Origin of the sequence: Kocuria sp. CPCC 205258 (genome assembly GCF_040981005.1) — a bacterium.
Classification (GTDB): domain Bacteria; phylum Actinomycetota; class Actinomycetes; order Actinomycetales; family Micrococcaceae; genus Kocuria; species Kocuria rosea.
In genome coordinates this window covers 382,479-408,579 of the sequence record NZ_JAVKPS010000003.1, presented here as the reverse complement: position 1 = coordinate 408,579, position 26,101 = coordinate 382,479, and the positions used below count along the sequence as shown (strand labels likewise).

Genomic DNA, 26,101 nt, shown 5'->3' with positions numbered 1-26,101 from the left:
GGCGGGGTTCCCACTGTAGGCGGGCCGGACGGCGAACCGGGGTGGCCCGCCGGAGAGTTGCCCACCCAAGAGGGGTCAGACGGGGAGGGGCGGGCCGTGCCACGATGCGGAGGGCATGCCGCAGAACTGTGAAGGGGGCCGCTGTGCCGCACCAGATGACGCTGATGTTCCTCAACATCGCGCTGACCCTCGTCCTCGTCGTGTCGTGCTATCTGCACCTGGGCGGCGGGCGCTGGTGGTTCCCGTGCCTGTGGTTCGTGGGCATGGCCGCGGGGTCCCTGTGGGACGCGCTGCCGCACCGCCGCGCCGCGGAGTTCGCCCGCCGCGCCGGTGGTCGGACCGCCTGGCAGGGCTGAGCGCGGCCGCGTGTCCCCAGCGCCGGCCGGTGGTGACCGTGGGGGCGGTGGCGCAGCGGGTGGCGTTTGTCGTCCGGTCCCCGTCCCGCTGTCGTCCTACTCGCACGCGACGCCGTCGGAGTCGCCGTCCATGGCCTCCCGGTAGCCGGGCTCCCCGCGCAGCAGCGGTGCGGCGCCGGCCTCCCGGGCGGCCGTGCAGTTGGCGTAGTGCACGTCCGCGGGCACGGGAGCCTGACCGGCCGGGGCCTCCTCGGCGGGGGCCGGGGCGGCCCCGGCGCCCCCGGGGATGTCGCCGAACGGCGTGCCGCCGGGCAGCTGCTGGTCGGGGCAGCCGGAGAGCACCTCGGCCATGGCGGTCCTCTCCGGGGCGGTGACCCACAGGCCGTAGCGGGTCTTCACCGCGATCTGGACGGCCACCATCTCGCAGGCGAAGGCCCGGTTCGGGGGCAGCCACCGCGAGGCGTCCTGGTCGGACTTCGAGCCGTTGGCCGGGCCGTCGACCGCCAGCAGGTTCAGCGGGTCGTTGGCGAGGGCCACGCGGTCGGCCGGGGAGAGCCGGCGCGCCCCGGTGACCCAGGCGTTGCCGAGCGAGACCACGTGGTCCACCTGGACGTCGGCGGAGGTCGCGACCCCGCGGACGAAGTCGATGGACGCCCCCGTGTACGGGTCGGCGAGGGTGCCGGTGTCGACCCTGCACCCGTCGGCGGAGGTGATGCCGGTCAGGTCCCGGGCCAGGACCTCGTTGCGGGAGTCCTCGCAGTCGCCGTCGGCGTCGATCCACCCGCCGAACAGGGCGTCGCGGTCGTAGTCGGACATCGTCCCGGCGGCGGCGACCGGCAGGTCCTCCAGGGCGAGGAACGCCCCCGAGGGCGGGGCGACGGCCCGGACGGGGGTCTCCGACGGCTCCGAGGCGGAGCTCGGCGACGGGGGGACCGTGGTGACCGTCCCCGGGGTCCTCGAGGCCGTGGGCGAGGGTGTGCTGCCGGGCTCGGCGCTCGGGGAGGGGGCGGCGGGCACCGTCGTCACGGTCCCCGGGACGGGGCCGGGGGCCGGGTCGGTGGACGCGGTGCTGGACGCGCAGCCCGCCACCAGCCCGATCGCCAGGACGAGGTGCAGCGGCCCCGCCACGATCCACCGGCCCGCGGCGACACCGCGGCGGGACGCCGGGTCCGCCCCCGGGGCAGGCGAGGGGAAGAGGGTGTTGCGCATGGTGCTCCTGGGGGGACGAGAGGAAGTGCGCCTGGGGGGAGGTCACGCGTCGGGGGATCGCGCGAGGCACCCTCCTGTTCTACGTCCGGTGCCCGTCCGGCACCGCACGGCGCGCCGCAGAGGACGGCGGCCCCCGCGTGTGTGACGCCGGAGGTCACCGCGCCGTCCGAGGACGCCCGCGCCATCCCCGGATGAGGGGTCAGACACGCGGGGTCGCCGGGTGCGAGGATGCGGTCACGGGGATCGTCGAACGGGGGGAGGGCCTCGTGCTGACCGTGCGCGACAGGCTGCTCCTGGGGCTCTGGCTCCTGCCGGTGGCCCTCGGTCTCGTCGTGGGGCTGTGCGTCGGAGACGACGACGGCACCGTCATGCTGTTCGTCACCGGTCTCGTCGCGGCCCTCTACGTGGCGGTGCTGGTCAGCACCGTCCACACCGCGCGACGCCGACGGAGCGAGCCCGCCGCCGAAGCCGCCCCGGAGCACGCGGAGCCGGCCGCCGGGCACGGCCCCGACCCGCCGGGGACACCCGGGGAGTCCGGCCGCGCGCTCGCCGCGTCGCGCGTCCTGCCGCTGGTGCTCGCCGTCTCCGCCGCCGTCTACGTCGTCGCGGAGGGCGGCTGGACCTTCGTGGTGGTCGCCGTGCAGCTCGTCACCGTGATCACCATGGCCGCCTACGTGCACGAGCGCGGCGCGGAGCCGAAGCCCGTCACGTAGCACGGCTCCGCCCCCGTCCGTGCGGACGGGGACGGAACCGTGGCCCGGCCGCGACGGATCGCGGCCGGCGGGCTCACGAGAGCTGCACGTACGTGGCCGAGTGCCCGAAGCCGACGACGTCGTCGCGGCCGTCGCCGTTGACGTCACCGAGCAGGCGCGGATACCGGTCCTCCGTCCACCCCTGGTCGTAGCCGAAGGCGGCGACCTTCAGGTACACCCGGGCGAAGGTGCCGTCCGCCCGGCCGTGGGCCACGTAGACCCCGGCGTTGCCGAAACCCACCAGGTCCTGGATGCCGTCGACGTTGATGTCCGCGTGGGTCCGCAGGTGCCGGTCGCCCCGCCACCCCTGGGCCTGGCCGAAGTCCTTCACCCGCAGTGCCACGCCGGTGTAGTTCCCTCCGTTGAGCGAGTGCGCGACGGAGACCCCGGAGTAGCCGAAGCCGATGATGTCCGCCGCGGCGTTGCCGGCGGGGTTGACATTGACGTCGGCCAGCATCCGTGGGTGCTGGTCCACGCGCCAGCCCTGGGCGTAGCCGAAGTTGCGGATCTCCAGCGCGGGCTGGGTGAACGTGTCGCCCAGGGCGGAGAAGTAGGAGACGTACGTCCCGGCGTCGCCGAAGCCGACGATGTCGGCGGTGCTGTTGCCGTCGACGTCGGCGAGCAGCCGCGGGTTCTTGTCGACCCGCCAGCCGCGGTCCCAGCCGAAGCTGTCGATGCGCTTGCCGGTGCCGGTGAACGTCCGGTTGGACAGAGCGTGGGAGACGGTGACGCCCGAGTACCCGAAGCCCACGATGTCGGCCGTCAGGTTCCCGTTGAGGTCGGCGAGCTCGCGCGGGTGCATGTCGACCCGCCAGCCCTGGTTCCAGCCGAAGTCGCGGACCTTCAGCTGTGGTGCGGTGAAGCTGCCGTCGCCCTGGGAGTAGGCCACGTAGACGCCGGCGTTGCCGAAGCCCACGATGTCGTCGCGGCGGTCGCCGTCGACGTCGGCCAGCGTGCGCACGTGCCGGTCGTTGCGCCAGCCCTGGGCGGCGCCGAAGTCGCGCACGCTCATCCTCGGCGTGCCGAAGGTGCCGTCGGGCTGCCCGAAGGCGACCTGCACGCCGGTGTTGCCGAAGCCCACGACGTCGGCGCGGCCGTCGCCGTTGACGTCCGCGAGCTCGCGCACGTGCTGGTCGGTGCGCCAGCCCTGGGCGTAGGAGAACACGGGCTGCGCGGTCGCGGCGTGGGCGGGTGCGCCCACGGCGAGCCCGGCGGTCGCCAGCACGGTGGCCGACGCGCCGGTGAGCACGCGCGAGAGGAGTAGGTGTTTCATGGCGGGTCCCCGAGGTCATGAGACGGAGCGTCGGCACGGGCGCCGGTGGCGCGTGCCGGAGTCCTCGGCCGGCCCCCGGCCGACCGGGAGACGTCCCCCGGGACGCGGTGCGCCTCCGGGGAACCGGTGGCACCGGGAACGACGTCCCGGCGCCGAGGCGCAACAGCTGAGGGTGTCAGTTTACTCCTGCAACCAGGTAGTCACCAGGGCGTTCCCTTTCGTGACGCCATCGGACGGCCGGGTTCACGGGGCTGTCCCGGCCACCACCTCGGCCACCGTCCCGGTCACCGCTCCGGCGGTGCGGCGAGGGCGGCCCTGCGCCCGCCGCGGTCGGCGGCACCCGCCGGAGTCGCCGACCGCGGCGGGGCCGTCACGGGCTGACGGGCTCCGGCCGGGGGTCGGAGGTGCAGCACGAGCCGTCGCCGCCCACCTCGGAGAGCTCCCGGCCGGTCCTGCCCTCCAGGTCGGGCCGGGCGTCGGCGGTGACGGTGTAGACCTCCCACGGCTCCCGGCCCGGTCCGGTCACCCAGACCTTGTCCTGGACGGCGTAGCAGCAGGTGGTCTGCTCCTCCGGGCGGGTGGCCAGGCCGGCGTCGGCCAGGCGCTGCGCGGCCGCCTCGACGATCTCGGTGCTCTCCACCTCCACGCCGAGGTGGTCCATGCGGGTGTCGTCACCGGGCTCGCCCTCCAGCAGCACGAGCTTCAGCGGCGGCTCCGCGATGGCGAAGTTGGCGTAGCCCGGGCGCCGCTTGGCCGGGGCCGTGCGGAACAGGGTGGAGTAGAACTCGATGGAGCGCTCGAGATCGGCCACACGCAGGGCGAGCTGGACTCTGGACATGACGGGTTCCTTTCGGGTGCGACGGACGCTCCTCGGTATCGACGTCCGTCTATGTGGAAGAGTGCCACCAACATCGATGGTCGTCAATACGTCCGGGCGTTCTCCTGACAGGCCGCCCACCCGGTCGTCCCGTGGGCCGCCCTCGCCCCGTACCGCCGGCTGTGGCTCCTCGCGCACCGTTCCGGGTTCGCCTTCCGCGGACCGGCGGGAGATCATGGGGGGGAGACGGCCCGGCCCGCCACCCGGAAGGACACCATGCGCAAGCACCAGCACGCCGACGACGACGAGCCCCGGCGCAGCCTGTTCCGGCGCTTCGACGACTTCGCCATGCGGTTCTACGGGCCCGCCGTGCGCAGCCCCCGCGACCTCCGGGGCCAGGACCAGCCCAGCGAGCAGACGCAGCAGTGGTACCAGGACCTGCAGGACGAGTTCGTGGTCGAGAAGGACGCGAACGGCAACACCTATCTGCGCCCCCGCCACCGGTAGCCCGCCCGTGACGCCGGGAGGCGTCCGGCCGGAGAACCCCCGGGCCCGGGCCGTACAGTGTCGGAGCATGGAAGGAAACCACGTGCTGCCCCTGACCGATCCCGAGGTGCGTGCGCTGCGGGAGGACTTCCCGCTGCTGACGAACAGTCCGTCGGTCTACCTGGACTCGGGGGCCACCTCCCAGAAGCCCCTGGCCGTCCTGGACGCCGAGCGGGACTTCTACCTGCACCGCAACGCCGCGGTCCACCGCGGCGCCCACACCCTGGCCGTGGAGGCCACCGACGCCTACGAGGAGGCCCGCCGGGTGGTGGCCGGCTTCGTGGGGGCCACCGAGCGGGAGCTGGTGTGGACCTCCAACGCCACCGAGGCCATCAACCTGATCACCTACTCCTTCTCCAACGCCTCGGCCGGACGCGGGGGAGGGACGGCCGCCCGCTTCCGGCTGGGCCCGGGCGACGAGATCGTCACCACGGAGGCCGAGCACCACGCCAACCTCATCCCGTGGCAGGAGCTGGCCGCCCGCACCGGGGCCGCCCTGCGCTGGATCCCCGTCGACGAGACCGGCGCCCTCGATCTCGGGGCCGCCGCCGAGGTCATCGGCGAGCGCACCCGGGTGGTGGCCTTCAGCCACGTCTCCAACGTCACCGGCGCGATCACCGACGTCGCCCGTCTCGTCGAGCTGGCCCGGGCGGCGGAGGCGCTGACCGTGCTGGACGCCTGCCAGTCGGTGCCGCACCTGCCCGTGGACCTCCCCGCCCTGGGGGTGGACTTCGCGGTGTTCTCCGGGCACAAGATGCTCGGTCCCACCGGCATCGGGGCGCTGTGGGGGCGGGCCGAGCTGCTGGACGCGATGCCGCCGTTCCTCACCGGCGGATCCATGATCACGAAGGTCACGATGGAGTCCGCCTCCTACCTGCCGGCCCCCACCCGCTTCGAGGCCGGCACGCAGCGGGTCGCCCAGGCCGTGGCGCTGGCCGAGGCGGTGCGCTACCTCCAGGGCATCGGGATGGAGCGGGTCGCGGCCCACGAGCACGAGCTGGGGCAGCGGCTCGCGGCCGGTCTCGCCCAGCTGGAGGGAATCCGGCTGATCGGCCCGCCCCCGGGCGCCGAACGGGTGGGTCTGGCGGCCGTGGACGTGGCGGGGGTGCACGCCCACGACGTCGGGCAGGTGCTGGACTCCGCCGGGGTGGCCGTGCGGGTGGGCCACCACTGCGCTCAGCCGCTGCACCGGGCGCTGGGGCTGACCGCCAGCACGCGGGCGAGCGCCTACCTGTACAACACCACCGCCGACGTCGACCGGTTCCTGGCCGAGCTCGCCGGGGTCCGCAGCTACTTCCGCGTGGCCGGCTGAGCACCGTGAGCGCCGCACCGGAGCCGCAGGACCCACTGAACCCACCGAGGAGGACCCCATGAGCGCGCTGGACGGGATGTACCAGGAGGTCATCCTCGACCACGCCAAGCGCCGGACCGGGGAGGGCCTTGCCGCCCCGGCCCCCGGTCACGCCGCGAGCGAGTCGCACCAGTACAACCCCACGTGCGGCGACGAGATCACCGTGCGCGTCGAGCTCGCGGCCGGACCCGGGGACGCGGAGCCGGTGGTGGCCCAGCTCAGCTGGGAGGGCGAGGGCTGCTCGATCTCCATGGCCGCGGCCTCCGTGCTGGCCGAGACCGCCCCCGGGATGACGCGGGCCGAGCTGGTGGAGCTGATCGGCGCGTTCCGGGACCTGTTGCGCTCGCGGGGCACCGTGGTCCCCGACGAGGAGGTCCTCGGCGACGCCGCCGCCTTCGCCGGGGTCTCCCGGTTCGTGGCCCGCGTCAAGTGCGCCATGCTCGGCTGGGTTGCCGCCGAGGAGGCCCTCGACCGCGCCGGCTGAACGGCTCCCGGCGCCACCGGTCTTCACACACCAGGACGTCCTTGTCCCGCCCGGCGCGTGGACCTTGGCCGCGGTGCAGGACCTGGCCGGCGGCCCCGGCACGGCCCGCGCCGCCGACGTGCTCGTGGCCGCGGGGCTGGCCGCCGCCGTCCCCACGGCGGCGACCGGGCTCAACGACTGGTCCGACACCCAGGGCGCCGACCGGCGCATCGGCCTGGTGCACGCGACCGCCAACAGCGTGGCCCTGACGTTCTACGCGGCCTCGCTCGCCGCCCGGCTCCGGGGCCGGCGCGGTGCCGGCAGGGCCCTCGCCCTGGGCGGCCCGCTCGAGGAGGGGACGGTCGACAGCGGCTGCGTCACCTGCCCCTGGCACGGCAGCACCTTCCGGCTCGCGGACGGCGCCGTGGTCCGCGGACCGGCGACCGCCGCGCAGCCCAGCTACGAGACCCGCGTCGAGGAGGGACGGATCCAGGTCCGGCGCCGGCCCTGACCGTCCCGGACGGCGGCAGCGGCCCGGAATGCTTCCGGCGCCGCCCGGGTTGTGCGCACCATGGCCCTCTCCGACGTCCCGCTCTCCCTCCTCGACCGCGCCAACACCCGGGACGGCTCCACGGAGGCCGAGGACCTCGCCCGCGTCCTGGAGCGGGCCGAGCGCGCGGAGGAGCTGGGCTACCACCGGTTCTGGGTGGCCGAGCACCACGCGGTGCCCGGGATCGCCGGGTCCGCGCCGGCGGTGCTGATGGCCGCCCTGGCCGCCCGGACCCGTCGTCTCCGGATCGGCTCCGGCGGGATCATGCTCCCCAACCACCAGCCCCTCGTGGTCGCCGAGCAGGCCGCCACCCTTGAGGCCCTGCACCCCGGCCGGATCGACCTCGGCGTGGGCCGCTCCCTCGGCTTCACCGCCGCGGTCCGGGACGCGCTGCGCACCGGCAAGGAGGCCGCGGACCGTTTCGGGGACGACCTGGCCGAGCTGCTCGCGCACCTCTCCGGCGCGGCCCCGGTGACCGTCCGGCCCCGCAACCACGCCGCCACACCGGTCTTCGTCCTGGCGACCGGCGCCGGGGTGGAGACCGCGGCCCGGGCCGGACTCGCCGTGGTGCTCGGCGGCCCGGCGCTCTTCCGCGAGGGCCCCGGCGGCGGCGCCGCGGTGCTCGAGCGGTACCGCGCGCAGTTCCGCCCGTCGTCGTGGTGGCCGGAGCCCTACGCGGTGGTCTCGGTGAACGTCGCGGTGGCGCGGACCCGCGCGGCCGCCCGCGAACTGCTGCTGCCCGAGGCCCGCGCCCTGGCCGCCTCCCGCACCCGGGGCGAGTTCCCGCCCCTGGCGCCCGCACGGCCCGCGGAGCCGGACGGGCTCACGGCCCGGGAGCGGGCCCTCGTGCAGGAGACCCTCACGTCCTCCGTCCACGGCACGGCCCCGGACGTCCGGGACCAGCTGGAACGGCTGCTCGCGCGCACCGGGGCGGACGAGCTGCTCGTGACGGGCGGCGCGCACGATCTCGACGCCCAGGCGGACTCCGACCGGCGGCTCGCCGCGCTGTTCACCACCCGCCCGGCCTGACCTCCCCCCGCCGTCCCGCCGTCCCCCTGTCCCACCGAGTCCCCAGGTGGATCCCGTCCACCGCGCCGAGTCCCCCATCTGATCGCAATTCCCCCCGTCTGATCGTGGGGATTTGCGACCAGGTGGGGGGCTCGGCGGCAGGAGGAGGGGCTCGGCGGCAGGGGCGGGGGCGGGAGGGGAGTGCGGATAGAGTGACGGGGTGCCACAGCTGCTCGTTCTCGCCGCCCACCCCCTGGAGACCAAGTACTTCCCGGAGGACATCGACCTGGTCCTGACCGGTGTCGGGATGTCGGCCGCGGCGGTGCGCACCACCGAGGCGGTGCTGACCCGCTGCCCGGACCCCGCGCGCCGGGCGGAGCTGACGGTCCTCAACATCGGCAGCGCCGGCGCCCTGAAGCACGGGCTGACCGGGGTGCTCGAGCCCTCCCGGATCATCAACCGGGACGTGGACGAGGAGCTGCTGCGCGCGGCGGGGATCCCCGTGGACAACGTCATCGAGCTCGGCGGCGACGGCCCCGTGCTCGCCACCGGGGACTCCTTCGTGGCCGGCGGACCCGCCCGGGACGCCCTGGCCGCCCGGGCGGACCTCGTGGACATGGAGGGCTGGGCGATCGCGGTGGCCTGCCGGCACCTGGGCGTGCCGCTGCGGATGGTCAAGCACGTCTCCGACGCCGCCGACGAGGAGGCGGTCGCGTGGGCCGAGAAGGTCGAGCTCAGCGCCCTGGCCCTGGGGCGCTGGTTCCGCGGCAGCGGGATCACCGGGGCGTGACCTGCCGCAGGACCGTCCGGATCCGCCACTAGACTGGGGCCAGCATGAAACTTCTCCGCCAGCGCGAGTCCCTGGGCGCCCAGCAGGACTACGAGAGCGCCATGACCCTCCTCGCCGACGTGCGCCGCAGCGGGCCCGTCCTGCGCCTGTACGAACCGGCCCCCACGGTCGCCTTCGGCCGCCGGGACGAGCTGCGCCCGGGCTTCCCCGACGCCGCCCGGGCCGCCCGCGAGAGCGGGTTCGAGCCCCTGGTCCGCAAGGTGGGGGGCCGCGCCGCGGCCTACCACGGCGGGTGCCTGATCATCGACCACCTCGAGGCCGCCGAGGACCCCACCTCGGGCATCCAGGACCGCTACCGGCTCTTCGGCGACATGATCGTGGCCGCCCTGGAGGAGCTTGAGGTCGAGGCGGACGTCGGCGAGATCCCGGGCGAGTACTGTGCCGGCGAGCACAGCGTGCACGGGACGCACCCGGCGTCGTCGTCCACCCCGGGCCGGAAGGTGAAGCTGGCCGGAACGGCCCAGCGGGTGGTCGCGGGCGCCTGGTACTTCAGCACCGTGCTGGTGGTCGAGCAGTCCGAGCCCATCCGCTCGGTGCTCACCGACGTCTACTCGGCCCTCGACCTGGACTGGGACCCGGCCACCGCGGGGGCCGTGGACGACCTGCGCCCGGGCACCACCGTGGCCGACGTGGAGCGCGGGATCCGCAAGGTGTACGGCATGTACTCCCGGTACCTGGGGTACGGGCCGCTCACCGACTGAGCCCCGGCCGCGGGCCGGGCAGACCGAGGAGGCAGCAGATGTGCGGACGCTACGTCATCGCCCGGGCCGTGGGCGACCTCGTGGCCGCGACCGGGGCGGTCCCGGACGAGAGCCTGGGCGAGGCCGACACCGAGCGGCTGCGGGCCAACTGGAACACCGCGCCCACCACTGACGTGCCGATCGTCCTGGAACGCCTCATCGGCGGGGACGGCCGGGACGACGACGGGGAGCTGGTGCGCGAGCTGCACGTGGCCCGCTGGGGACTGGTCCCGGGCTGGGCCAAGGACCCGGCGGTCGGGTCGAAGATGTTCAACGCCCGCTCGGAGACCGTCCTCGAGAAGCCGTCCTTCCGCAAGGCGGTCCGGGCCCGCCGGTGCGCGGTCCCGGCCAACGGCTACTACGAGTGGAAGAAGGAGCCCGGCGCCGGGAAGGGCGGGCGCAAGCAGCCCTACTACGTCCACCCGGCCGATCCGGAGGAGACCATCTGGTTCGCCGGGATCTACGAGTGGTGGCGGGTGCCCGAGGGCACGGATTTGCACTCCGCGGCTCTGCAGCCCGGCAGGGACGGCGGCGGGAGCACCTGGCTGCTGTCCTGCTCCATCCTCACCACCGACTCCCCGGAGCCCTCCGACGAGCACCCCGTGCTCACGGAGCTGCACGGTCTGCACGACCGGATGCCGATCCCGCTGGCGCCCGAGCACGTGGGGGACTGGCTGCGCCCCGGGGAGGACGACGCCCCGCAGCTCGTGGACCTGGTCCGGGCCGAGGCGCACCGGACGGCCGCCCGCTGGATGCTCGACCCGGTGGGCCCGGCGGTCGGCAACGTGCGCAACAACTCCCCGGAGCTCGTCGAGCCGCAGCGGAGCCTGTTCTGAGCCCCCGGGAGCCCGTGGACCGGGTCGCCGACTTCGTCCGCGTCCACGGCGGCGGGGTCGTGGCGACCAACAGCGGTGCCGGCTGCCCCGAGTCCGCGTGGATCAACCTCGCGGCCCTCGGGGACGGGCTGCTGGTCTTCGGCACGAACGAGCGCAGCCGCAAGTACGCCAACCTCCTCGCCGATCCCCGGGTCTCCCTCGTGGTGGTCTCCGGGACGGGCCAGGAGTTCCAGCTCGAGGGCGAGGCCGCCGTGCTGGAGGGCTCCGCCGCGCAGGACGCCGGCGAGGTGCTGGAGTCCCGGCACCCGGGGGCCACGGACAAGGACAGCACCCGGCTCGTGGCGGTGCGCCCCCGCTGGGCGCGGTTCGTCGACATCGCCGCCGATCCCCCCGTCCGGGAGGAGTTCTCGCTCTGAGCCGGTCACAGAAGAGGCCCGGAACCCGCATCGCGGGTTCCGGGCCTCTTCCACGGCCTGGTGCCGGGTCCTGTTCGTGCCGGCGTCCCCTCCGGCGTCCCCCGGTCCGGAGCGCCCGCCGGGCTCAGACGTAGTCCGTCTCGGGGACCCAGCGGTTGAAGTCGAGCGTCAGGTAGAGCGCGAGCGCCGCCGCGTTGTCCTCGGCGATCCGCAGGCTGACCTGGTCGTAGCCGTTGTCGTAGAGGGTGCCCATGGCGCAGCGCACCAGCTGCTCGGCCAGGCCCTGGCGGCGGCGGGAGGCCGCCGTGAACAGCTCGAAGATGTAGGGGACGTCGGGGAGGTCGTCGCCGACCCGCCGGGACAGCACGAGCGCGGCGGCCACCACGGTCCCGTCGTCGTCGACCACCACCGGCGAGGCCTCGGGCAGGAAGGGCCCGTACTCCCCGTCGAAGACTCCCCGGATCACCTGGCGGGCCTCCTCCAGACTGGAGACCCCGCCCTGCTCGTAGGAGGAGTAGTAGAGCTGGGCGAGGCTCTCGGCGTCCTCCGGGCCGGACGGACGCAGATTCACCGCGGGCTTCTTGGTGTTCGCCGCGGTGTGGGCGATCAGCGTGATGGTTCCGGTCATGGAAGGCCTCCGTGAGGTCGACGCCGGCTGCTCCGGCGGGGCGGACGAGGGACAGGGGACGTCCGGGCGGGCCGCGCAGGGCAGGCCCTCCGTGCATTCAGCGTATCCATTTCGCTGGGCTTGTCCATGCTTCGCCGCCCTCGATCGCAAAAGTGAACGGCCAGGTCGGAACGGGGACTTTACGGGAACACCTGTTCCTTTTCCGTGCTCTTCCGGGTTAGCGTGTCGTACAGGTGTTCTAGCTTCCAGGGAACAGGGCGCACCGGGGACGGGCGCCGGGCCGAGGGAGAGAGGAGCCGTCGTGGGTTTCCTGACGGAGAGCGTCGACGTGGACTGCGACACGGACGGGGTGCCGGTGGGCGTTCGCTGGCGCGGGCGGGACTACCAGGTGGCCCAGGGCCCCGTGCGCTGGTACGAGCGCCGCGCCTGGTGGTCCGAGGACGCGCGGCTGCCCAAGGACCGGGGGATCGGTGCGGTGGACCAGCAGATGTGGCGGGTCCAGGTGCAGCTGAACACCCGCTCCGAGCTGCTGACCCTCGAGCTCGTCCACACCCTCGACACCGGGCGCTGGCGGCTGCTCGCCGCCACGAGCGCCTCGGGGATCCGCGTGGTGCGCTGCGCGTAGGGCCGCCGCGGTGCACCCTCCCACTGGAGGTGCATAGGATCGTCGGTGGAGACCGCACCGCAGAAAGTGAGGGAGCACCCGTGAGACTCGGCACCGTGCGACGAGACGGCACCACCCAGGCCTTCCGGCAGGAGGACGGGCGGACCGTCTACCTCCCCGTCCCCGACGTCGGGGCCCTCCTCGCCGGGGGCGACCTGCGGCTGCCGGGGGAGCCGGGCCCCGCGCCGGCCCCGGAGGACCTGGCGACGCCCGTCCTGCGCCCGGGCAAGATCCTGTGCGCCGGGCTGAACTTCTACGACCACGCGGAGGAGGTCGGCCAGGAGATCCCGGAGCACCCCACGATCTTCGCGAAGTACGCCACCGCACTCATCGGCCCCACCGACCCCATCGCCATGCCGGAGGAGTCCGAGAAGATCGACTGGGAGGCCGAGCTCACCGTGGTGATCGGCTCGCCCCTGCGCCACGCCACGCCGGACCAGGCGCGGGCCGCGATCGCCGGGTACACCATCATGAACGACATCTCGGTGCGGGACTGGCAGGGCCGGACCTCCGAGTGGTTCCAGGGCAAGAACTTCGACCGCACCACCCCGGTGGGCCCCGTGGTGGTCACCCCCGACGAGATCGACCCCGAGGCGGGACTGGCGATCCGCTGCACCGTGGACGGCGTGCGGCACCAGGACTCCGGCACCGACCGGATGATCTTCTCCGCCGTGGAGCTGGTCGAGTACCTCAGCCGGTTCCTGACCCTCGAGCCAGGGGACCTCGTGGCCTGCGGCACTCCCGCCGGCGTGGGCCTGGCCCAGAAGCCCCGCCGGATCTGGCTGCGGGACGGCCAGGAGGTCGTCACCGAGATCGAGGGCATCGGCGAGCTGCGCAACGTCTGCACCCCCGCCGAGGACCTCCGGGCGGCGGCCGGCTGACCCGGCACCCGTCCCCACCTGGCCCCGCATTCCTTCTCCTGCTGTCCAGATCCCGCTGACCTGATCCCACTGTCCTGTTCCCGCCTTCGACCGGAGGACCCCATGGCGACGATCGGCTTCCACGCCTCCCACGAGCAGATCCCTCCCGAGCAGCTGCTGCGCGACGTCGGGCACGCCCAGCAGGCCGGCTTCGGCGCCGCCATGTGCTCGGACCACCTCGAGCCGTGGTCGCCGCACCAGGGCCACTCCGGGTTCGCCCTGTCCTGGTTGGGTGCCGCCCTGGCCACCACGGACCTGCCCTTCGGGTTCGTGCACGCCCCGGGCCGGCGTTACCACCCCGTGGTCACCGCCCAGGCCACGGCCACCCTCGCCCGCATGTTCCCCGGCCGGATCTGGACCGCCCTGGGCAGCGGGCAGAAGCTCAACGAGCGGGCCGTCACCCCGGACTGGCCGGCCAAGGAGCACCGGCAGCGGTTCCTCGAGGGCAGCTTCGACGCCGTCCGCCGGCTGCACGCGGGCGAGGAGGTGTCCTGCCGCGAGCCGTTCCACGCCGACCGCGCCCGGGTCTGGGACCCGCCGGAGGTCCTGCCCGCCCTGCGCGTGGCCGCGCTCACCCCGGCGACGGTCCGCCGCTTCGCCCCCCTGGCCGACGGGTTCATCACCGTCCAGCAGCCCCTCGAGGATCTGCGCCGGATGCTCGAGGCCTGGCGCGAGGCCGGCGGCACCGGGCGGACCGCGCTGCAGGTGCACCTGAGCTGGGCGCCCTCCCCGGAGCAGGCCCGCGCGATCGCCTTCGACCAGTGGCGCACCAACGTCTTCGACCCCGTGACCATGGCCGAGCTCGCCTCGCCCCAGGACTACCTGCGCAAGGCGGTCCAGGAGGACGTGGGGGACGAGCAGATCGCCGGGGCGGTCAACGTCTCCGCCGACCTCGGCCGGCACGCCCAGTGGCTGCACGAGTACGCCGATCTCGGCTTCGACGAGATCTACCTCCACCACGTGGGGCAGGAGCAGGGCCGCTTCCTCGACGCCTTCGGGGGGACGGTGCTGCCCCAGCTGGCGCAGGCCTGACCCGGCGCGGGCCCGGGCGCCGGTCCCGGGTGTGCGGGCTACGGCAGCCGGGACGGGCGCCGCAGCACGGCCGCGCCGGCCAGCTCCGGCTCGAGCGGGACCGGGCTGTGCAGCACGGCCGGTCCGCGGTGCAGGTCGCCGCTGGACAGCGGCCGGCAGCGCAGGCCCCCTCGCCCCCGCATGGCGGCGTGCGCGCCCGGAGCCAGGACCCGGTCCATCCACACGCAGGGGTGGGCCGGGCGCCCGCCCCGCAGCCGCACGAGGGTGCCCTGGGACTCCAGCGCGAACTCCTCGCCCAGCAGCGGGGCCAGGTGGGCGCCCCGGAGGACCACGTTGCGCCGGGTCAGGAGCGGGTCGAAGGGGTCCGTGCCCAGGTCCGCGGCCATGGCCTCGAGCGCCTCGACGGCGAGCAGGGTGACGGCGGCGTCCATGTGCGCGGCCTTGCCGAAGAACCGGTCGCCCACCACGCCCTTGCCGGCCACCAGCTCCACCCGCTCGGCGTCGGTGGTGGGGACCTCCGCCGCGCCGTCCCGGGCGCGGCCGAAGTAGGCGTGCGCCGGTGACACGAGCAGGTGCAGGACCTCCACGTCGTACCGATAGGTCGCCGTCATGGCCCACACCCCTCCGTCGTCGCGGCCGCCGGTCCGGCGCCGCCTCGCTGCCGCCGGACCTCAGCATAGGCAGGGCGGGCGACACGGCGGGGCGCCGGGCCGCGCCGCCCGAGCTTCCCTGCACCCGGGGAGCGCCCCGCGAGCCTGTCCCCTTTACGGATGCACACCTGGTGTCCCGGGGTGCGCGCGGGCAAGAATGGCAACGACGGAGGACAGCCGCGGGGCACCGTGGTCCGGACGGGGGAGGGAGGTCGTGTGTCTGCCAGACGCTCCGCCGGGGGACGGTACCGGCTGGCGGGGCCGGCCGGGTCGGCCGTGGTCGTCCTCGTCGTGGTCCAGCTCCTCCTCCGGGGCGTGATCTCCGTGGCGCAGCTCGCGCTCGGAGCGGCGGCGCTCGTCGTCGTCGCGCTGGTGCTCGGCCAGCGGTTCCTCGTCCCCTGGCTGGCGCGCCGGTCCCCGAACCGGCCGCGCATCACCACGACCCGGGCGTGGACGTGCCCGATGCCCCCGGAGGAGGCCCTCGAGCGGATCCGCACGGCGTTCGAGGACCTCGGCCCGGCGGTCCGCTCCGAGGAGTGCTGCGTGGAGGTCTCGGTGGGCTCGGACGTCACCTTCCGCCGGCGCGGGACGGCCTCCGAGTTCGGGTGGCGGGCCCTGCCCCTGCGGGCCACCTTCCGAGTGGCCCCCCGCGGCGGTGGGTCCGAGGTCGCCGCCGACGTGCGGGACGACCTCGGCTGGTACCCCGAGGCGCCCGGCAGGCTCGTGGAGGACGAGATCGACCGCCGCAGCGCCTCCCTGATTGAGCGGGCGATCTGCGCCACGGGACGCTGACCGCCGCGCCCGGCGCGGCGCCGGCCGGTCCCCGGAGGTGTCCCGGACGGGGCGGGGGACGGAGGGACGGGAAGCCTCAGGCGGAGGTCAGGGAGGCGGCCAGGGCGTCGACGACGGCCCGGGTGATCTCGGCGGTGTCGGCGGTGCCGCCGATGTCACGGGTGAGGTGCCCGGCGGCGGTGGTGGCCTCGATCGCGGCCTCCACCCGGCGGGCCTCGGCGTGCAGACCGAAGTGGTCCAGCATCAGGGCGGCGCTGGCGATCGCCCCGATCGGGTTGCAGATGCCCTGCCCGGCGATGTCCGGGGCGGTGCCGTGGACGGGTTCGAACATCGAGGGGAACCGGCGCTCCGGGTTGAGGTTCGCACTGGCGGCCAGGCCGAGGCTGCCGGCCAGGGCGGAGCCGAGGTCGGAGAGGATGTCGGCGTTGAGGTTGGAGGCCACCACCACGGAGAGCTCCTCGGGGCGCAGGACGAACTTGGCGCTCATCGCGTCCACCAGAACGCTTTCGGTCTGCACATCGGGGTAGTCGGCCGCGACCCGGGCGAAGACCTCGTCCCACAGCACCATGCCGTACTGCTGGGCGTTGGACTTGGTGACGCTGGAGACCTTCTTGACCGTGCGGGTGCGGGCGAGGTCGAAGGCGAAGCGGATGATCCGCTCGCAGCCCTTCTCCGTGAACAGGGAGGACTGGACGGCGACCTCGTTGCCGGGACCCCGGCCGGCGAGGTTCCGCCCGCCGAGCCCGGCGTACTCGCCCTCGCTGTTCTCCCGCACCACGACCCAGTCCAGCTCGGTGTCGTCGGCCTTGCGCAGCGGGGAGACCACGCCGGGGAGGAAGCGCACGGGGCGGATGTTGGCCCACTGGTCGAAGTTCTGGGTGATGTTCAGCCGCAGCCCCCACAGGGACACGTGGTCGGGGACGTTCTCCCACCCCACGGCGCCGAAGTAGATGGCGTCGAAGTCCTGGAGGATCTCCAGCCCGTCGGCCGGCATCATCACCCCGTGCTGGGCGTAGTACGCACTGCCCCAGGGGAACTCGGTCCAGTCGAAGGAGAACGCCCCGTTCGACCGCTCGGCCACCGCGTCCAGGACCGTGCGGCCGGCGGCGACGACCTCCGGGCCCACGCCGTCGGCGGGGATCGAGGCGATCGTGAAGACCTGGTGCTCGGCCATGGGGGTGCTCTCCTTCTCGGGTGCTCTGCTCGTGGTGTCCGCAGCGCAGTGCGGCACCGGGTTCCAGTAGAGCGCCCCGAGCACCATGAGGTCCAAGACCGGAATCCCATCCCCCGGATAGGAATCCCCTATGACACGATCCGCGGAACGTCCTGCGGCGCCGTTCCCTCCGCTCGGTCCGTCCCCTCCGGCCGGCCCGCCCCCTCGGCCCGGTCCGGCGCCGCCCCCTCCGGTGCCCGGGGGCGGCCCGCGGCGTGTCGGGCCGCGTGCTCGGCGGCGACCGCCAGGAATGCGCGCGCGGCCGGGGTCAGGTGCGCCGGGCGGCTGAGCACGGCCACGTGCAGCACGGTGACCGGTTCGATCCGCAGCACCCGCAGCCCTGCGGCGCGCGCCAGCGGGGTCCAGGAGGAGGGCAGCACCGCGTGCCCGACCCCGGCCAGCACCAGCGGGAGGACCGAGGTGCGGTGGGCGACCTCGGCGGCGATCTCGACCGGCACCCCGCCAGCCAGGGCGTCGTCGACCAGCCGCCGCATCAGCGAGCCCTGCTGGGAGACGACCACCCGGTGCCCGGCCAGGTCCTCCCGGCGGATGGCGTCCCCGTCACCGAAGGTGTCCGCCTGCGGTGCCACGATCAGCACCAGGGGCTGCTGCTCCAGGTGCATCACCTCGACCTCGGCGGAGCGGAACGGGTGCTCGGAGCCCAGGACGCCGATCTCGGCGCGGCCGGTGCGCACCGCGTCGGCCACCTCCTCGGGGGTGAAGGCCGCGTCCACGCTGACCGTCACGGCCGGGTGGGCCCGCGCGTAGGCGGCGATCATCGACGTGAGCGGTTCGACGCCGGGGGAGGGCATGGCGACCACGTCCAGGCGGCCGCTGCGCACCCCGCGCAGGTCGTCGACGGCGGCCCGGGCGGCCTCCAGGTCCCGGACCACCACCCGGGCCGGGCCCACCAGCTCCTCGCCGGCCTCGCTGAGCACCACCCGCCGCCCGATCCGGTGGAACAGCGGCACCCCCAGTTCCCGCTCGAGGCCCTTGATGGTCTGGGACAGGGAGGGCTGGGCGATGAGCAGCTGCTCCGCGGCGCGGGTGAAGCCGCCGTGGTCCACCACGGCCAGGAAGTACGTGAGCTGCCGGACGTCCACGTTCGCCTCCCTGCTCCCGGACCGGGACAGCACGCCCCACTCTGCACTCGAACGGTTCCCGACGCCTGCGGCAGAGCAGTTCGCCGGCCATTCCGTGACTCATTGTTTCTTCCTATCGGTGTAGTAGACAACGGGCCTTGGACGTGACTCACGTCACCGGCGCACAGTGGTGCCCACCCATGAGGAAGGACCACGATCATGCAGACCCAGCAACCGGGCGCCAACGGCCCCCAAGGTGCTCCTCGGCCCACCGACGTCCGTGCCGCCCTACTGGGCGGCAAGACCTTCCGCAGCCTCAGCGAACAGACGCTGTCACCCAAGGAGGAGAAGTTCGAGCGAGCCCGCCAGACGACCGGACTGTTCCTCGCCCCGGCGGTGGCGATCGTCTTCGCGCTCCTGCCCCTGAACCTGGAGGCCACCCAGCAGACCCTGGCCGCGGTGCTGCTCGGCGTGATCGTCCTATGGATCTGCGAGCCCGTGCCCATCCCGATCGGCGGCCTCATCGGCGTGGCCGCCGTCGTCATCCTGGGGGTCGCACCGGCCGGGGACGTCCTGGCGCCCTTCGGTTCCACCACGATCTTCACCTTCATCGGGGCGTTCATCCTGGCCCAGGCCATGCTCAAGCACGGCATCGCCCAGCGACTGGCCCTGGCCGTGCTCTCCCTGCCCGGGGTGGGTCGGTCCACGTACCGGGTGATCATCGCCTTCGGCGTGATCACCTGCATCCTCTCCGCCTTCGTCTCCAACACCGCCACCGTGGCGATGCTGATGCCCACCGCCCTGGGCATCCTGGCCGTGATCGCGGAGATGATGCAGGACCGCGGGGTGGTGAAAGCCGACTTCGACCCGCTGCGGCTGCGCGTCGGCGCGGCATTGCTGCTGATGCTCGCCTACGGCGCGTCCGTGGGCGGCCTGCTCACCCCGGTCGGCTCCCCGCCCAACCTCATCGGCCGCGGCCTGATCGAGGAGGCCACCGGCACCCGGATCTCCTTCGCCCAGTGGATGGTCATCGCCTTCCCGGTGTGCCTGGCGATGTTCGTGGTGCTCGCCGTGGTCATGTTCCTGCTCAACAAGCCCGAGATCCGCCGGATCGAGGGCGTGGAGGACTACATCCGGGAGCACCGCGAGGCACAGGGAAGGATGGGCCGGGCGGAGAAGAACACCCTGATCGCCTTCGGCGTCACTGTCACCCTGTGGCTGCTACCGGCCTTCGCCAGCCTGTTCGGCGGGACGGAGTCGGCCGCCTACATCTTCCTCGACGACCGTCTCGACGAGGGCATCGTCGCCGTCCTCGGCGCCTCTCTGCTGTTCATCCTCCCGACCAACTGGGCCAAGCGCGAAGCGACGCTGACCTGGTCGGACGCGGCGAAGATCGACTGGGGCACGATCATCCTCTTCGGCACCGGCATCATCTTCGGCTCCCTGCTCGCCGAGACCGGTCTGGCCGAGACCATCGGCACCGGGGCCTCGGAGAACCTCAACATCACCAACGTCGTGACGATCACCGTGTTCTCGGCCGTGCTGGCTGTGCTGATCTCGGAGACCACCTCCAACACCGCCTCGGCCGCGGTGATCGTCCCGATCGTCATCCCGCTGTGCCAAGCCATGGGGGTGGACCCGTTCGTGCCGGCCATGGCCGCGACCTTCGCCGCCTCGTTCGGGTTCATGCTCCCCGTGTCGACCCCGCAGAACGCCATCGTCTACGGCACCGGGGCGGTGCCCATCACCCGCATGATCCGCACCGGCATCGTCTTCGACATCCTCGGGGTGATTCTCATCGTCACCATCGTCCCGGTGATGATCGCCGTCGTGGGCCTCGGCGGATGACACCCGCCGGCCACCCGGCGCCACCCCTGGCGCGGAAACCCGGAGTTCTCGCGGCCCCGGCGGTTTGCAATTGACTTAAGATTCGAACACGTATTCGAATGGGGGCGTGAGCTTTCCGCACCTGCACGTCGCCACCGCCTTCAGCGCCCACTTCGGGGTCAGCCGGCCTGCCGTCCTGGCGGCCGCCGCCGCGGCGGACGGCGCGGACGCCCTCGCCTGCACCGACCGGGACGGGCTCTACGGCGCGATCAAGCACCTGGGCGCGTGCCGGGAGCACGGCATCGACCCGGTCCTGGGGGCCGACCTCGCCCTGCTGGACCCCGGCCGCGAGCGCGCCCTCGGCCGCGTGGTGGTCCTGGCGGCCGGCGGCACCGCCGGTGCGGGCTACGCCGCCCTGTGCCGGCTCGTCTCCACCGCCCACGCCGCAGCGGGCCCGCCCGGGGCGACCGCCGCCGAGATCGCGGCCGCCGCACACTCGCCCCGGCACGGGGAACCGGTCCTGACCGTCCTGCTCGGGCCCGCCTCCGACGTCGGGCAGGAGCTCGCGGCCCGCCGCTACCGCACCGGGCGCGCCGCCCTGGCCCGGTGGCGGACCCTGCTCCCCGCACCGGCGCTCGCCGTGGAGGTGGTCTCGCACCTCGCCGCCCCCGGCACGGCGTGCAGCACCTCCCACGCGGCCCGGATGCTGCGCGCCGCCCTCGAGGCGGGACTGACCCCCGTGCTGACCAACGCGGTGCGCTACGCCACCCCCGCCGAGGCCGCCACCGCCGACGTCCTCGACGCCGCCCGCGCCCTCACCCCGCTCGAGACCCTCGGGGCGCGCGCCGGCCACGCCCCCGGCGGCAGGGCCACCGGGCGGACCGGGACGTCCCGGCGGACGACGGCGCCGGAGCCGCTGCAGCCCAACGGCCAGGGCTGGCTCAAGTCCGCCCGGCAGATGCGCGCGCTCGCCGCGGAGATCGCCCGGGCCGCGGACCTCGGCGCGGCCGGGGCCGCGGCCCTGCTGGCAGGCACCCAGCGGGTGGCCGACCGGTGCCGGCTGGACCCGGTCACCGACTGCGGCTGGGGGCGGCCGGTGGTGCCCGAGGCCTCCGTGCTGGGCCTGGAACGGCCGGCGCCCGCGGAGCTGCGGGCCCGGTGCGAGGCGGGGCTGGGCCGCCGCTACCCGGGCCGCCGCATGACACGGGCCGTGCGGGACCGGCTGGAGCAAGAGCTGGGGGTGATCGAGGACCTCGGCTTCGCCTCCTACTTCCTCACCGTGGCCGAGGTCTCGGCGATGATCGGGCAGATGGGGGTCCGCCACGCCGCCCGCGGCTCGGGGGTGTCCTCGCTCGTCAACTATCTGCTCGACGTCTCCCAGGTGGACCCGCTCGAGCACGAGCTGCTCTTCGAGCGCTTCCTCTCCAACGACCGCTCGACCCTCCCGGACATCGACATCGACGTCGAGTCGGCCGAGCGCCACCGCGTCTACCGGCGGATCTTCGAGCGCTTCGGCCCCGAACGGGTGAGCCTCATGAGCATGCAGAACGCCTACCGGGCCCGCGGCGCCGTCCGGGACGCCGGGCTGGCGCTCGGCATCGACCCCGAGACCGTGGACGGTGCCGCCAAGCAGCTGTGGCACCTGCCGGCCTCGGCGCTGCGGGAGACCATCGCCCGCCAGCCGGAGCTGCGGGACTTCGCCGAGCAGGTGGCCCAGGAGAAGCAGCTCGACCTCCTGGTGGACCTCACCGAGCGCCTGGACCGACTGCCCCGGCACATCTCCATGCACCCGTGCGGGGTGATCCTGGGGGACCTCAGCCTCCTGGACCGCACCCCGGTGCAGTCCAGCGGGACGGGGATGCCCATGAGCCAGTTCGACAAGCACGACATGGACCCCATGGGCATGCTCAAGCTCGACATCCTCGGCGTGCGGATGCAGTCGGCGCTCGCCCACGCCGTCGACGAGGTGGCCCGCACCCACCCGGACCGGCCCCGCCTGGACCTCGAGGCGATCCCCGTGGACGACGCGAGGACGTTCGAGCTCGTCCGCTCGACCCACACCCTGGGGTGCTTCCAGATCGAGTCCCCGGGCCAGCGCGAGCTCATCGGCAAGATGGCGCCCACGAGCTTCCGCGACCTCATCGTGGACATCTCCCTGTTCCGTCCCGGGCCGATGCACTCGGACATGGTGCGCCCCTACCTGGAGCACCGCCACGGCTGGTCCGCGCCCGTCTCGATCCACCCGTCCCTCGACCCGATCCTCGCCGAGACCCACGGCGTGACCGTCTTCCACGAGCAGGTCCTGCGCATCCTCGACACCTTCACCGGGTGTGGTCTCGCCCGGGCCGACGAGCTGCGCCGCCGGCTGGGCTCCGAGCGCCAGCTCGAGGTGGAGGAGTTCTTCCGCGAGCGGGCCCGTGCGCGGGACTACCCCCTGGACGTGGTGGACCGGGTCTGGGAGACCCTGGCGGCGTTCGGCTCGTTCGGCTTCTGCAAGGCCCACGGCGCGGCGTTCGCGGTGCCCACCTACCAGTCAGCGTGGCTGAAGGCCCACCACCCGGAGGCGTTCCTCGCGGGGCTGTGGGAGCACGATCCCGGGATGTACCCCAAGCGCCTGCTCGTGGGGGAGGCGCGGCGGATGGGCATCCCCGTCCTGCCCGTGGACGTCAACCGCTCCGACGAGCACTACCGCGTGGAACGGCTCGACGACGACCCCGCCCGCCTGGGCGTGCGCCTGGCCCTCACCGGGATCCACGGGGTCTCCCGGGCCGAGGTCCGCCGGATCGTGGCGGGGCAGCCCTACGCCTCGCTCGCCGATGTGCGGCAGCGGGCCCGTCCGGCCCGGCGCACCCTCGAGCGTCTCGCCGCCGTCGGGGCCTTCGACGGCCTGCTGCGCCGCGCCGGCGGCCCCGCTTCCCGCGCCGACCTCGTGCACGCCCTGCGGACCCGGGCGGACAGCGGCCGGCCCGCCCGGCCGGCAGGGGAGGTCGAGGGGCAGCTGACCCTTCCGCTCGGGGACCTCGAGCTGCGCGCCCTGCCCGCGGAGCTCCCCGAGCCCACCCTGGCGGAGAAGGTCCGCACCGAGCTGGACCTGCTCGCGGTGGACGTCTCGGCGCACCTGCTGGAGAGCTGGGCGCCCCTGCTCGGCGAGCTCGGGGTCACGCCCGCCGAGCGGCTGCTGGAGCTGCGCAACCGGTCCGAGGTGCTCGTGGCAGGGGTGCGGGTCTCGACCATGACCCCGCCCATGCGCAGCGGCCGGCGGGTGGTCTTCGTCAGCCTCGACGACGGCACGGGCGCGGTGGACTGCGCCTTCTTCTCCGACGCCCAGGCCCGCTCGGGGCAGCACCTGTTCGGCACGCGGATGCTGCTGGTGCGGGGCCGGACACGGCGCACCGGGCCCCGGGGGATCAGCATCAGCGCCGAGCAGGCCTGGGACCTCACCGACCCCGGAACCCCGGCCGCAGTGCGCGCCGCGACCCCGCCGAGCCTCCGGGGAGTGGGGGCAGGATGAGCCGGGAAGCCGCGCGGATCCAGGGGTTTCACTCTCGGTGAAGCCATTGGCCAGTGAACTGATTGCCAGTATGGTTACTAATAACAGCGGACGAGCTGCACCCCGCCTCCCCGGGCGGAGATCGTCCGCGGCGAGCCCCCCGTCCAGGGGAGCCCGTTGCCTCGCAGAATAGAGAAGGAGTTCTCATGGCTACGTACGACGTGAACGCACTGCTGTCCGCCACCGCCTACGGGTCGGACGGCGACAAGATCGGCAAGGTCGAGCAGGTCTTCCTGGACGACAACACCGAAGAGGTCACCTTCGTGACGGTCAACACCGGTCTGTTCGGCACCAAGGAGAGCTTCGTCCCCGCCGACGGCGCCCAGCAGGACGGCGATCGCCTCGTCCTTCCCTACACCAAGGACGTCGTCAAGGACGCCCCGAACGTGGACGCGGACCAGCACCTCTCCCCGGCCGAGGAGGAGGAGATCTACCGCTACTACAAGATGAACTACTCCGGCACCGACGACCGCGACCGCACCGACCGTGACCGCACCGACGGCGTTGCCGGCACCGCCGGCACCGCCGGGACCGCCGCCGGCGCCGCAGGTCTCGCCGACCGCGACGACCGCTACGCCGCGGACACCGACCGCAACGCCGTCCCGGCGACCGGCACTGCCGGCTACCCCGAGAACGACGGGTACGCCGACACCGACCGTGACCGTGACCGCACTGCCGGGATCGCCGACGTCGACACCGACCGCGACCGCACCGCCGGGCTCACCGACCGTGACCGCACCGACAGCGTCGACAACGGCGTGGTCCGCCACGAGGAGCAGCTGCACGTCGGCAAGGAGCGCCAGGAGACGGGCCGCGCCCGTCTGCGCAAGTACGTGGTCACGGAGAACGAGTCCGTGGACGTGCCCCTCGAGCGCGAAGAGGTCCGTGTCGAGCGCACCCCGCTGAGCGGCACCGAGGCCACCGCCGGCACCATCGGCGAGGAGGACGTCGACGTGACCCTCCACGAGGAGCGTCCCGTCGTCGCCAAGGAGACCGTGGGCGTCGAGAAGGTCGGCCTGGAGAAGGAGACCGTCCGCGACACCGAGCGCGTCGACGCCGAGGTCCGCAAGGAGCAGGTCGAGGTCGAGACCGACGCCGAGCGCGGCACCGGCCTGACCGACGGCGATCGCCGCGACCGCATCTGATCGCACCCGATCGACTCCGGGGCCCCCGTCACCGTTCCGGTGACGGGGGCCCCGTCGTCGTGCCGGACGCGGTTCACCCCGCTGCCCGCCGGGCCCGCGTGCCGGGCACGGCCGCGTAGTAGACCAGGCCCAGCGCGACCACCGCCGCGGCCGCGACGTACATCCCCCGGTAGCCGAGCGCGGGGACCAGGGCCCCCATGAGCATCGGGCCCAGCGCCACGCCCACGTCCATGCACAGGAAGTAGGTCGACGTGGACAGCCCCACGCGGGTGAGCGGGGCCGAGCGGACCGCGGCGGCCTGGGCCGCCGAGAGCACCGCCCCGTAGCCCACGCCCAGCACCGTGCCCGAGGCGAGCACGAGGAACGGCGAGTCCGCGGCCGCGAGCAGCAGCAGCGCCACCACGAAGAGCAGCAGCGACGGGTACAGCACCGCGTTGTCCCCGCGCCGGTCCTGCAGCCGGCCCGCGAACGGGCGGCTCACCAGGACGGTGACGGCGTAGGCCACGAAGTACGCGCCCGCGGGGCCCACGAGGTCCGCCTGCACGGCGAACGGGTTGAGGAAGGACAGGACCGCCGAGTACCCCACGCCCACGAAGAGCATGAGCGCCGAGACGGGCAGGGCCCGCGCCTCCACGAACTGCCCCACGGAGAAGGAGCGCAGCCCCGCCCGCTGCTCGGCGGAGAGGCTCAGCTCGGGGACCCGGGTGACGGCTCCCACGGCGAGGCCCAGCAGGGCGACCGCCGTGCACACCCCGAAGAGCGTGTCGTAGCCCACCGCCGTGGACAGGCTCAGTCCCGCCAGGGGGCCCAGCGCGGCGGCCAGGGTGGTGGAGAGCATGAAGTACCCGGTGCCCTCGCCCCGCCGGTGCGCGGGGATGAGGGCCTGGACGGACGCGGGCAGCACGGTGGTGGCCATGCCGAAGCCCACGCCGTTGAGCACCCGCACCACCAGCAGACCCCAGAAGCCGGTGTCGAGCAGGTAGGCGGCGGCGCACAGCGCCAGCAGCACGAGCGCGGCGAGCAGCACGCGCCGGCGCCCGAGCAGCTCCATGTACTTGCCGGTGAGCAGCCGCGCCAGGACCGCCCCGACGATGAAGGCGCTCGTGGCCACCCCGGCCAGCGCCTCGTCCGTGCCGAAGCGCTCCATGGCGTAGAGCGCCATGACGGTCATCAGCAGGTAGAAGTTCATGGAGATGAGGAACTGGCCCGCCCACATCAGCACGAAGCCGGCGGTCCACAGCCGGTGCGGCGGGGGAGAGGGCACCTCCCCTCCCGGTGCGGGCGGGTCGGGCGGTCCGGGAACGTCTGCGGGCATCGGGTGGCCTCACCTCCGCCGGCCATCATCTCACCGCCGCGGCCCCCACCGGCCGACAGGTACCATCGATGCAGTGCGCGCCGCCCGCCGGTGCCGCTGCCACGCGCCCCCCGTAC

26 protein-coding genes are annotated in these 26,101 nt (G+C 73.9%); 18 read left to right on the top strand and 8 right to left on the bottom strand.

The window, feature by feature from the left end; all coding sequences use genetic code 11:
* Positions 1-143 precede the first annotated feature (143 nt).
* Positions 144-356, top strand: coding sequence for a hypothetical protein (locus tag RF644_RS07920; RefSeq protein ID WP_095650504.1), 213 nt, complete (start codon positions 144-146; stop codon positions 354-356).
* A 96-nt stretch (positions 357-452) separates the two neighbouring features.
* Here the strand turns inward: RF644_RS07920 and RF644_RS07915 are convergent, their stop codons facing one another.
* Positions 453-1,565 (bottom strand): excalibur calcium-binding domain-containing protein, encoded by a 1,113-nt coding sequence (locus RF644_RS07915; RefSeq protein WP_368796120.1) that lies wholly within the window; start codon positions 1,563-1,565, stop codon positions 453-455.
* Between the two features lie 266 nt (positions 1,566-1,831).
* Here RF644_RS07915 and RF644_RS07910 point away from each other — a divergent pair, with 266 nt between their 5' ends.
* The gene (locus RF644_RS07910; protein WP_368796119.1) at positions 1,832-2,278 is read left to right on the top strand and encodes a hypothetical protein; all 447 of its coding nucleotides are present in this window, start codon (positions 1,832-1,834) and stop codon (positions 2,276-2,278) included.
* Between the two features lie 73 nt (positions 2,279-2,351).
* Here the strand turns inward: RF644_RS07910 and RF644_RS07905 are convergent, their stop codons facing one another.
* Positions 2,352-3,590, bottom strand: coding sequence for an FG-GAP repeat domain-containing protein (locus RF644_RS07905; protein WP_368796118.1), 1,239 nt, complete (start codon positions 3,588-3,590; stop codon positions 2,352-2,354).
* 370 nt (positions 3,591-3,960) lie between these two features.
* Positions 3,961-4,428, bottom strand: a complete 468-nt coding sequence (locus RF644_RS07900) for an ArsI/CadI family heavy metal resistance metalloenzyme (protein ID WP_017834630.1) — start codon at positions 4,426-4,428, stop codon at positions 3,961-3,963.
* Between the two features lie 255 nt (positions 4,429-4,683).
* Between RF644_RS07900 and RF644_RS07895 the strand changes: the two genes are divergently transcribed.
* The 9 genes from RF644_RS07895 (at position 4,684) to RF644_RS07855 (ending at position 11,167) form a co-directional block, all read left to right on the top strand.
* Positions 4,684-4,914, top strand: coding sequence for a hypothetical protein (locus tag RF644_RS07895; protein ID WP_017834631.1), 231 nt, complete (start codon positions 4,684-4,686; stop codon positions 4,912-4,914).
* A gap of 67 nt (positions 4,915-4,981) precedes the next feature.
* A complete protein-coding gene (locus RF644_RS07890; protein WP_368796117.1) occupies positions 4,982-6,265 on the top strand; it encodes an aminotransferase class V-fold PLP-dependent enzyme in 1,284 nt (427 codons plus the stop codon).
* A gap of 58 nt (positions 6,266-6,323) precedes the next feature.
* Complete coding sequence (sufU, locus tag RF644_RS07885; protein WP_126346275.1) at positions 6,324-6,788, top strand: Fe-S cluster assembly sulfur transfer protein SufU; 465 nt, start codon at positions 6,324-6,326, stop codon at positions 6,786-6,788.
* A 73-nt stretch (positions 6,789-6,861) separates the two neighbouring features.
* Positions 6,862-7,278: a Rieske (2Fe-2S) protein gene (locus RF644_RS07880; RefSeq protein ID WP_368796175.1), complete on the top strand. Its 417-nt coding sequence runs from the start codon at positions 6,862-6,864 to the stop codon at positions 7,276-7,278.
* 60 nt (positions 7,279-7,338) lie between these two features.
* Positions 7,339-8,346 carry an MsnO8 family LLM class oxidoreductase gene (locus RF644_RS07875; RefSeq protein WP_031283650.1) on the top strand — a complete coding sequence of 336 codons (1,008 nt, stop codon included), beginning with the start codon at positions 7,339-7,341 and terminating at the stop codon, positions 8,344-8,346.
* A 199-nt stretch (positions 8,347-8,545) separates the two neighbouring features.
* Positions 8,546-9,115: a nucleosidase gene (locus RF644_RS07870; protein ID WP_017834636.1), complete on the top strand. Its 570-nt coding sequence runs from the start codon at positions 8,546-8,548 to the stop codon at positions 9,113-9,115.
* A gap of 44 nt (positions 9,116-9,159) precedes the next feature.
* Complete coding sequence (locus tag RF644_RS07865) at positions 9,160-9,876, top strand: lipoate--protein ligase family protein (RefSeq protein ID WP_017834637.1); 717 nt, start codon at positions 9,160-9,162, stop codon at positions 9,874-9,876.
* A gap of 38 nt (positions 9,877-9,914) precedes the next feature.
* A complete protein-coding gene (locus RF644_RS07860) occupies positions 9,915-10,751 on the top strand; it encodes an SOS response-associated peptidase (protein ID WP_368796116.1) in 837 nt (278 codons plus the stop codon).
* Between the two features lie 14 nt (positions 10,752-10,765).
* Positions 10,766-11,167, top strand: a complete 402-nt coding sequence (locus RF644_RS07855) for a pyridoxamine 5'-phosphate oxidase family protein (protein ID WP_251355724.1) — start codon at positions 10,766-10,768, stop codon at positions 11,165-11,167.
* 124 nt (positions 11,168-11,291) lie between these two features.
* Here the strand turns inward: RF644_RS07855 and RF644_RS07850 are convergent, their stop codons facing one another.
* Positions 11,292-11,795: a GNAT family N-acetyltransferase gene (locus RF644_RS07850; RefSeq protein WP_133410325.1), complete on the bottom strand. Its 504-nt coding sequence runs from the start codon at positions 11,793-11,795 to the stop codon at positions 11,292-11,294.
* Between the two features lie 301 nt (positions 11,796-12,096).
* Between RF644_RS07850 and RF644_RS07845 the strand changes: the two genes are divergently transcribed.
* From RF644_RS07845 to RF644_RS07835, 3 genes are all read left to right on the top strand, one after another.
* Positions 12,097-12,420, top strand: coding sequence for a DUF6504 family protein (locus RF644_RS07845; protein ID WP_368796115.1), 324 nt, complete (start codon positions 12,097-12,099; stop codon positions 12,418-12,420).
* Positions 12,421-12,500: 80 nt separating this feature from the next.
* Entirely contained in the window at positions 12,501-13,340 is an 840-nt protein-coding gene (locus tag RF644_RS07840; RefSeq protein WP_035929081.1) for a fumarylacetoacetate hydrolase family protein, read from the top strand.
* Positions 13,341-13,442: 102 nt separating this feature from the next.
* Complete coding sequence (locus tag RF644_RS07835; protein ID WP_368796114.1) at positions 13,443-14,411, top strand: TIGR03885 family FMN-dependent LLM class oxidoreductase; 969 nt, start codon at positions 13,443-13,445, stop codon at positions 14,409-14,411.
* Between the two features lie 38 nt (positions 14,412-14,449).
* Here the strand turns inward: RF644_RS07835 and RF644_RS07830 are convergent, their stop codons facing one another.
* Positions 14,450-15,022: an MOSC domain-containing protein gene (locus RF644_RS07830; RefSeq protein WP_368796113.1), complete on the bottom strand. Its 573-nt coding sequence runs from the start codon at positions 15,020-15,022 to the stop codon at positions 14,450-14,452.
* Between the two features lie 255 nt (positions 15,023-15,277).
* On the opposite strand from RF644_RS07830, the gene RF644_RS07825 reads away from it, so the two are divergent.
* Positions 15,278-15,853, top strand: a complete 576-nt coding sequence (locus RF644_RS07825; protein ID WP_368796112.1) for a hypothetical protein — start codon at positions 15,278-15,280, stop codon at positions 15,851-15,853.
* A 76-nt stretch (positions 15,854-15,929) separates the two neighbouring features.
* Here RF644_RS07825 and RF644_RS07820 read toward each other — a convergent pair whose 3' ends face one another.
* Both RF644_RS07820 and RF644_RS07815 read right to left on the bottom strand, forming a co-directional pair.
* Positions 15,930-17,027, bottom strand: a complete 1,098-nt coding sequence (locus RF644_RS07820; RefSeq protein ID WP_368796174.1) for a tartrate dehydrogenase — start codon at positions 17,025-17,027, stop codon at positions 15,930-15,932.
* Between the two features lie 128 nt (positions 17,028-17,155).
* A complete protein-coding gene (locus RF644_RS07815; RefSeq protein WP_368796111.1) occupies positions 17,156-18,169 on the bottom strand; it encodes a LysR family transcriptional regulator in 1,014 nt (337 codons plus the stop codon).
* 198 nt (positions 18,170-18,367) lie between these two features.
* On the opposite strand from RF644_RS07815, the gene RF644_RS07810 reads away from it, so the two are divergent.
* From RF644_RS07810 to RF644_RS07800, 3 genes are all read left to right on the top strand, one after another.
* Positions 18,368-19,996 carry a DASS family sodium-coupled anion symporter gene (locus tag RF644_RS07810; protein ID WP_368796110.1) on the top strand — a complete coding sequence of 543 codons (1,629 nt, stop codon included), beginning with the start codon at positions 18,368-18,370 and terminating at the stop codon, positions 19,994-19,996.
* Between the two features lie 106 nt (positions 19,997-20,102).
* Entirely contained in the window at positions 20,103-23,486 is a 3,384-nt protein-coding gene (locus tag RF644_RS07805; RefSeq protein ID WP_368796109.1) for a DNA polymerase III subunit alpha, read from the top strand.
* 185 nt (positions 23,487-23,671) lie between these two features.
* Positions 23,672-24,670, top strand: coding sequence for a PRC and DUF2382 domain-containing protein (locus tag RF644_RS07800; RefSeq protein ID WP_368796108.1), 999 nt, complete (start codon positions 23,672-23,674; stop codon positions 24,668-24,670).
* Positions 24,671-24,743: 73 nt separating this feature from the next.
* Here RF644_RS07800 and RF644_RS07795 read toward each other — a convergent pair whose 3' ends face one another.
* A complete protein-coding gene (locus RF644_RS07795) occupies positions 24,744-25,934 on the bottom strand; it encodes an MFS transporter (protein WP_109243888.1) in 1,191 nt (396 codons plus the stop codon).
* Positions 25,935-26,101 lie beyond the last annotated feature (167 nt).

What these genes read in the sequence shown, in the direction of transcription:
- RF644_RS07915 (WP_368796120.1), bottom strand. Translation starts at nt 1,565, where the DNA reads ATGCGCAACACCCTCTTCCCCTCGCCTGCCCCGGGGGCGGACCCGGCG.
- RF644_RS07905 (WP_368796118.1), bottom strand. Translation starts at nt 3,590, where the DNA reads ATGAAACACCTACTCCTCTCGCGCGTGCTCACCGGCGCGTCGGCCACC.
- RF644_RS07900 (WP_017834630.1), bottom strand. Translation starts at nt 4,428, where the DNA reads ATGTCCAGAGTCCAGCTCGCCCTGCGTGTGGCCGATCTCGAGCGCTCC.
- RF644_RS07895 (WP_017834631.1), top strand. Translation starts at nt 4,684, where the DNA reads ATGCGCAAGCACCAGCACGCCGACGACGACGAGCCCCGGCGCAGCCTG.
- RF644_RS07890 (WP_368796117.1), top strand. Translation starts at nt 4,982, where the DNA reads ATGGAAGGAAACCACGTGCTGCCCCTGACCGATCCCGAGGTGCGTGCG.
- sufU (WP_126346275.1), top strand. Translation starts at nt 6,324, where the DNA reads ATGAGCGCGCTGGACGGGATGTACCAGGAGGTCATCCTCGACCACGCC.
- RF644_RS07875 (WP_031283650.1), top strand. Translation starts at nt 7,339, where the DNA reads ATGGCCCTCTCCGACGTCCCGCTCTCCCTCCTCGACCGCGCCAACACC.
- RF644_RS07865 (WP_017834637.1), top strand. Translation starts at nt 9,160, where the DNA reads ATGAAACTTCTCCGCCAGCGCGAGTCCCTGGGCGCCCAGCAGGACTAC.
- RF644_RS07860 (WP_368796116.1), top strand. Translation starts at nt 9,915, where the DNA reads ATGTGCGGACGCTACGTCATCGCCCGGGCCGTGGGCGACCTCGTGGCC.
- RF644_RS07850 (WP_133410325.1), bottom strand. Translation starts at nt 11,795, where the DNA reads ATGACCGGAACCATCACGCTGATCGCCCACACCGCGGCGAACACCAAG.
- RF644_RS07835 (WP_368796114.1), top strand. Translation starts at nt 13,443, where the DNA reads ATGGCGACGATCGGCTTCCACGCCTCCCACGAGCAGATCCCTCCCGAG.
- RF644_RS07830 (WP_368796113.1), bottom strand. Translation starts at nt 15,022, where the DNA reads ATGACGGCGACCTATCGGTACGACGTGGAGGTCCTGCACCTGCTCGTG.
- RF644_RS07820 (WP_368796174.1), bottom strand. Translation starts at nt 17,027, where the DNA reads ATGGCCGAGCACCAGGTCTTCACGATCGCCTCGATCCCCGCCGACGGC.
- RF644_RS07810 (WP_368796110.1), top strand. Translation starts at nt 18,368, where the DNA reads ATGCAGACCCAGCAACCGGGCGCCAACGGCCCCCAAGGTGCTCCTCGG.
- RF644_RS07800 (WP_368796108.1), top strand. Translation starts at nt 23,672, where the DNA reads ATGGCTACGTACGACGTGAACGCACTGCTGTCCGCCACCGCCTACGGG.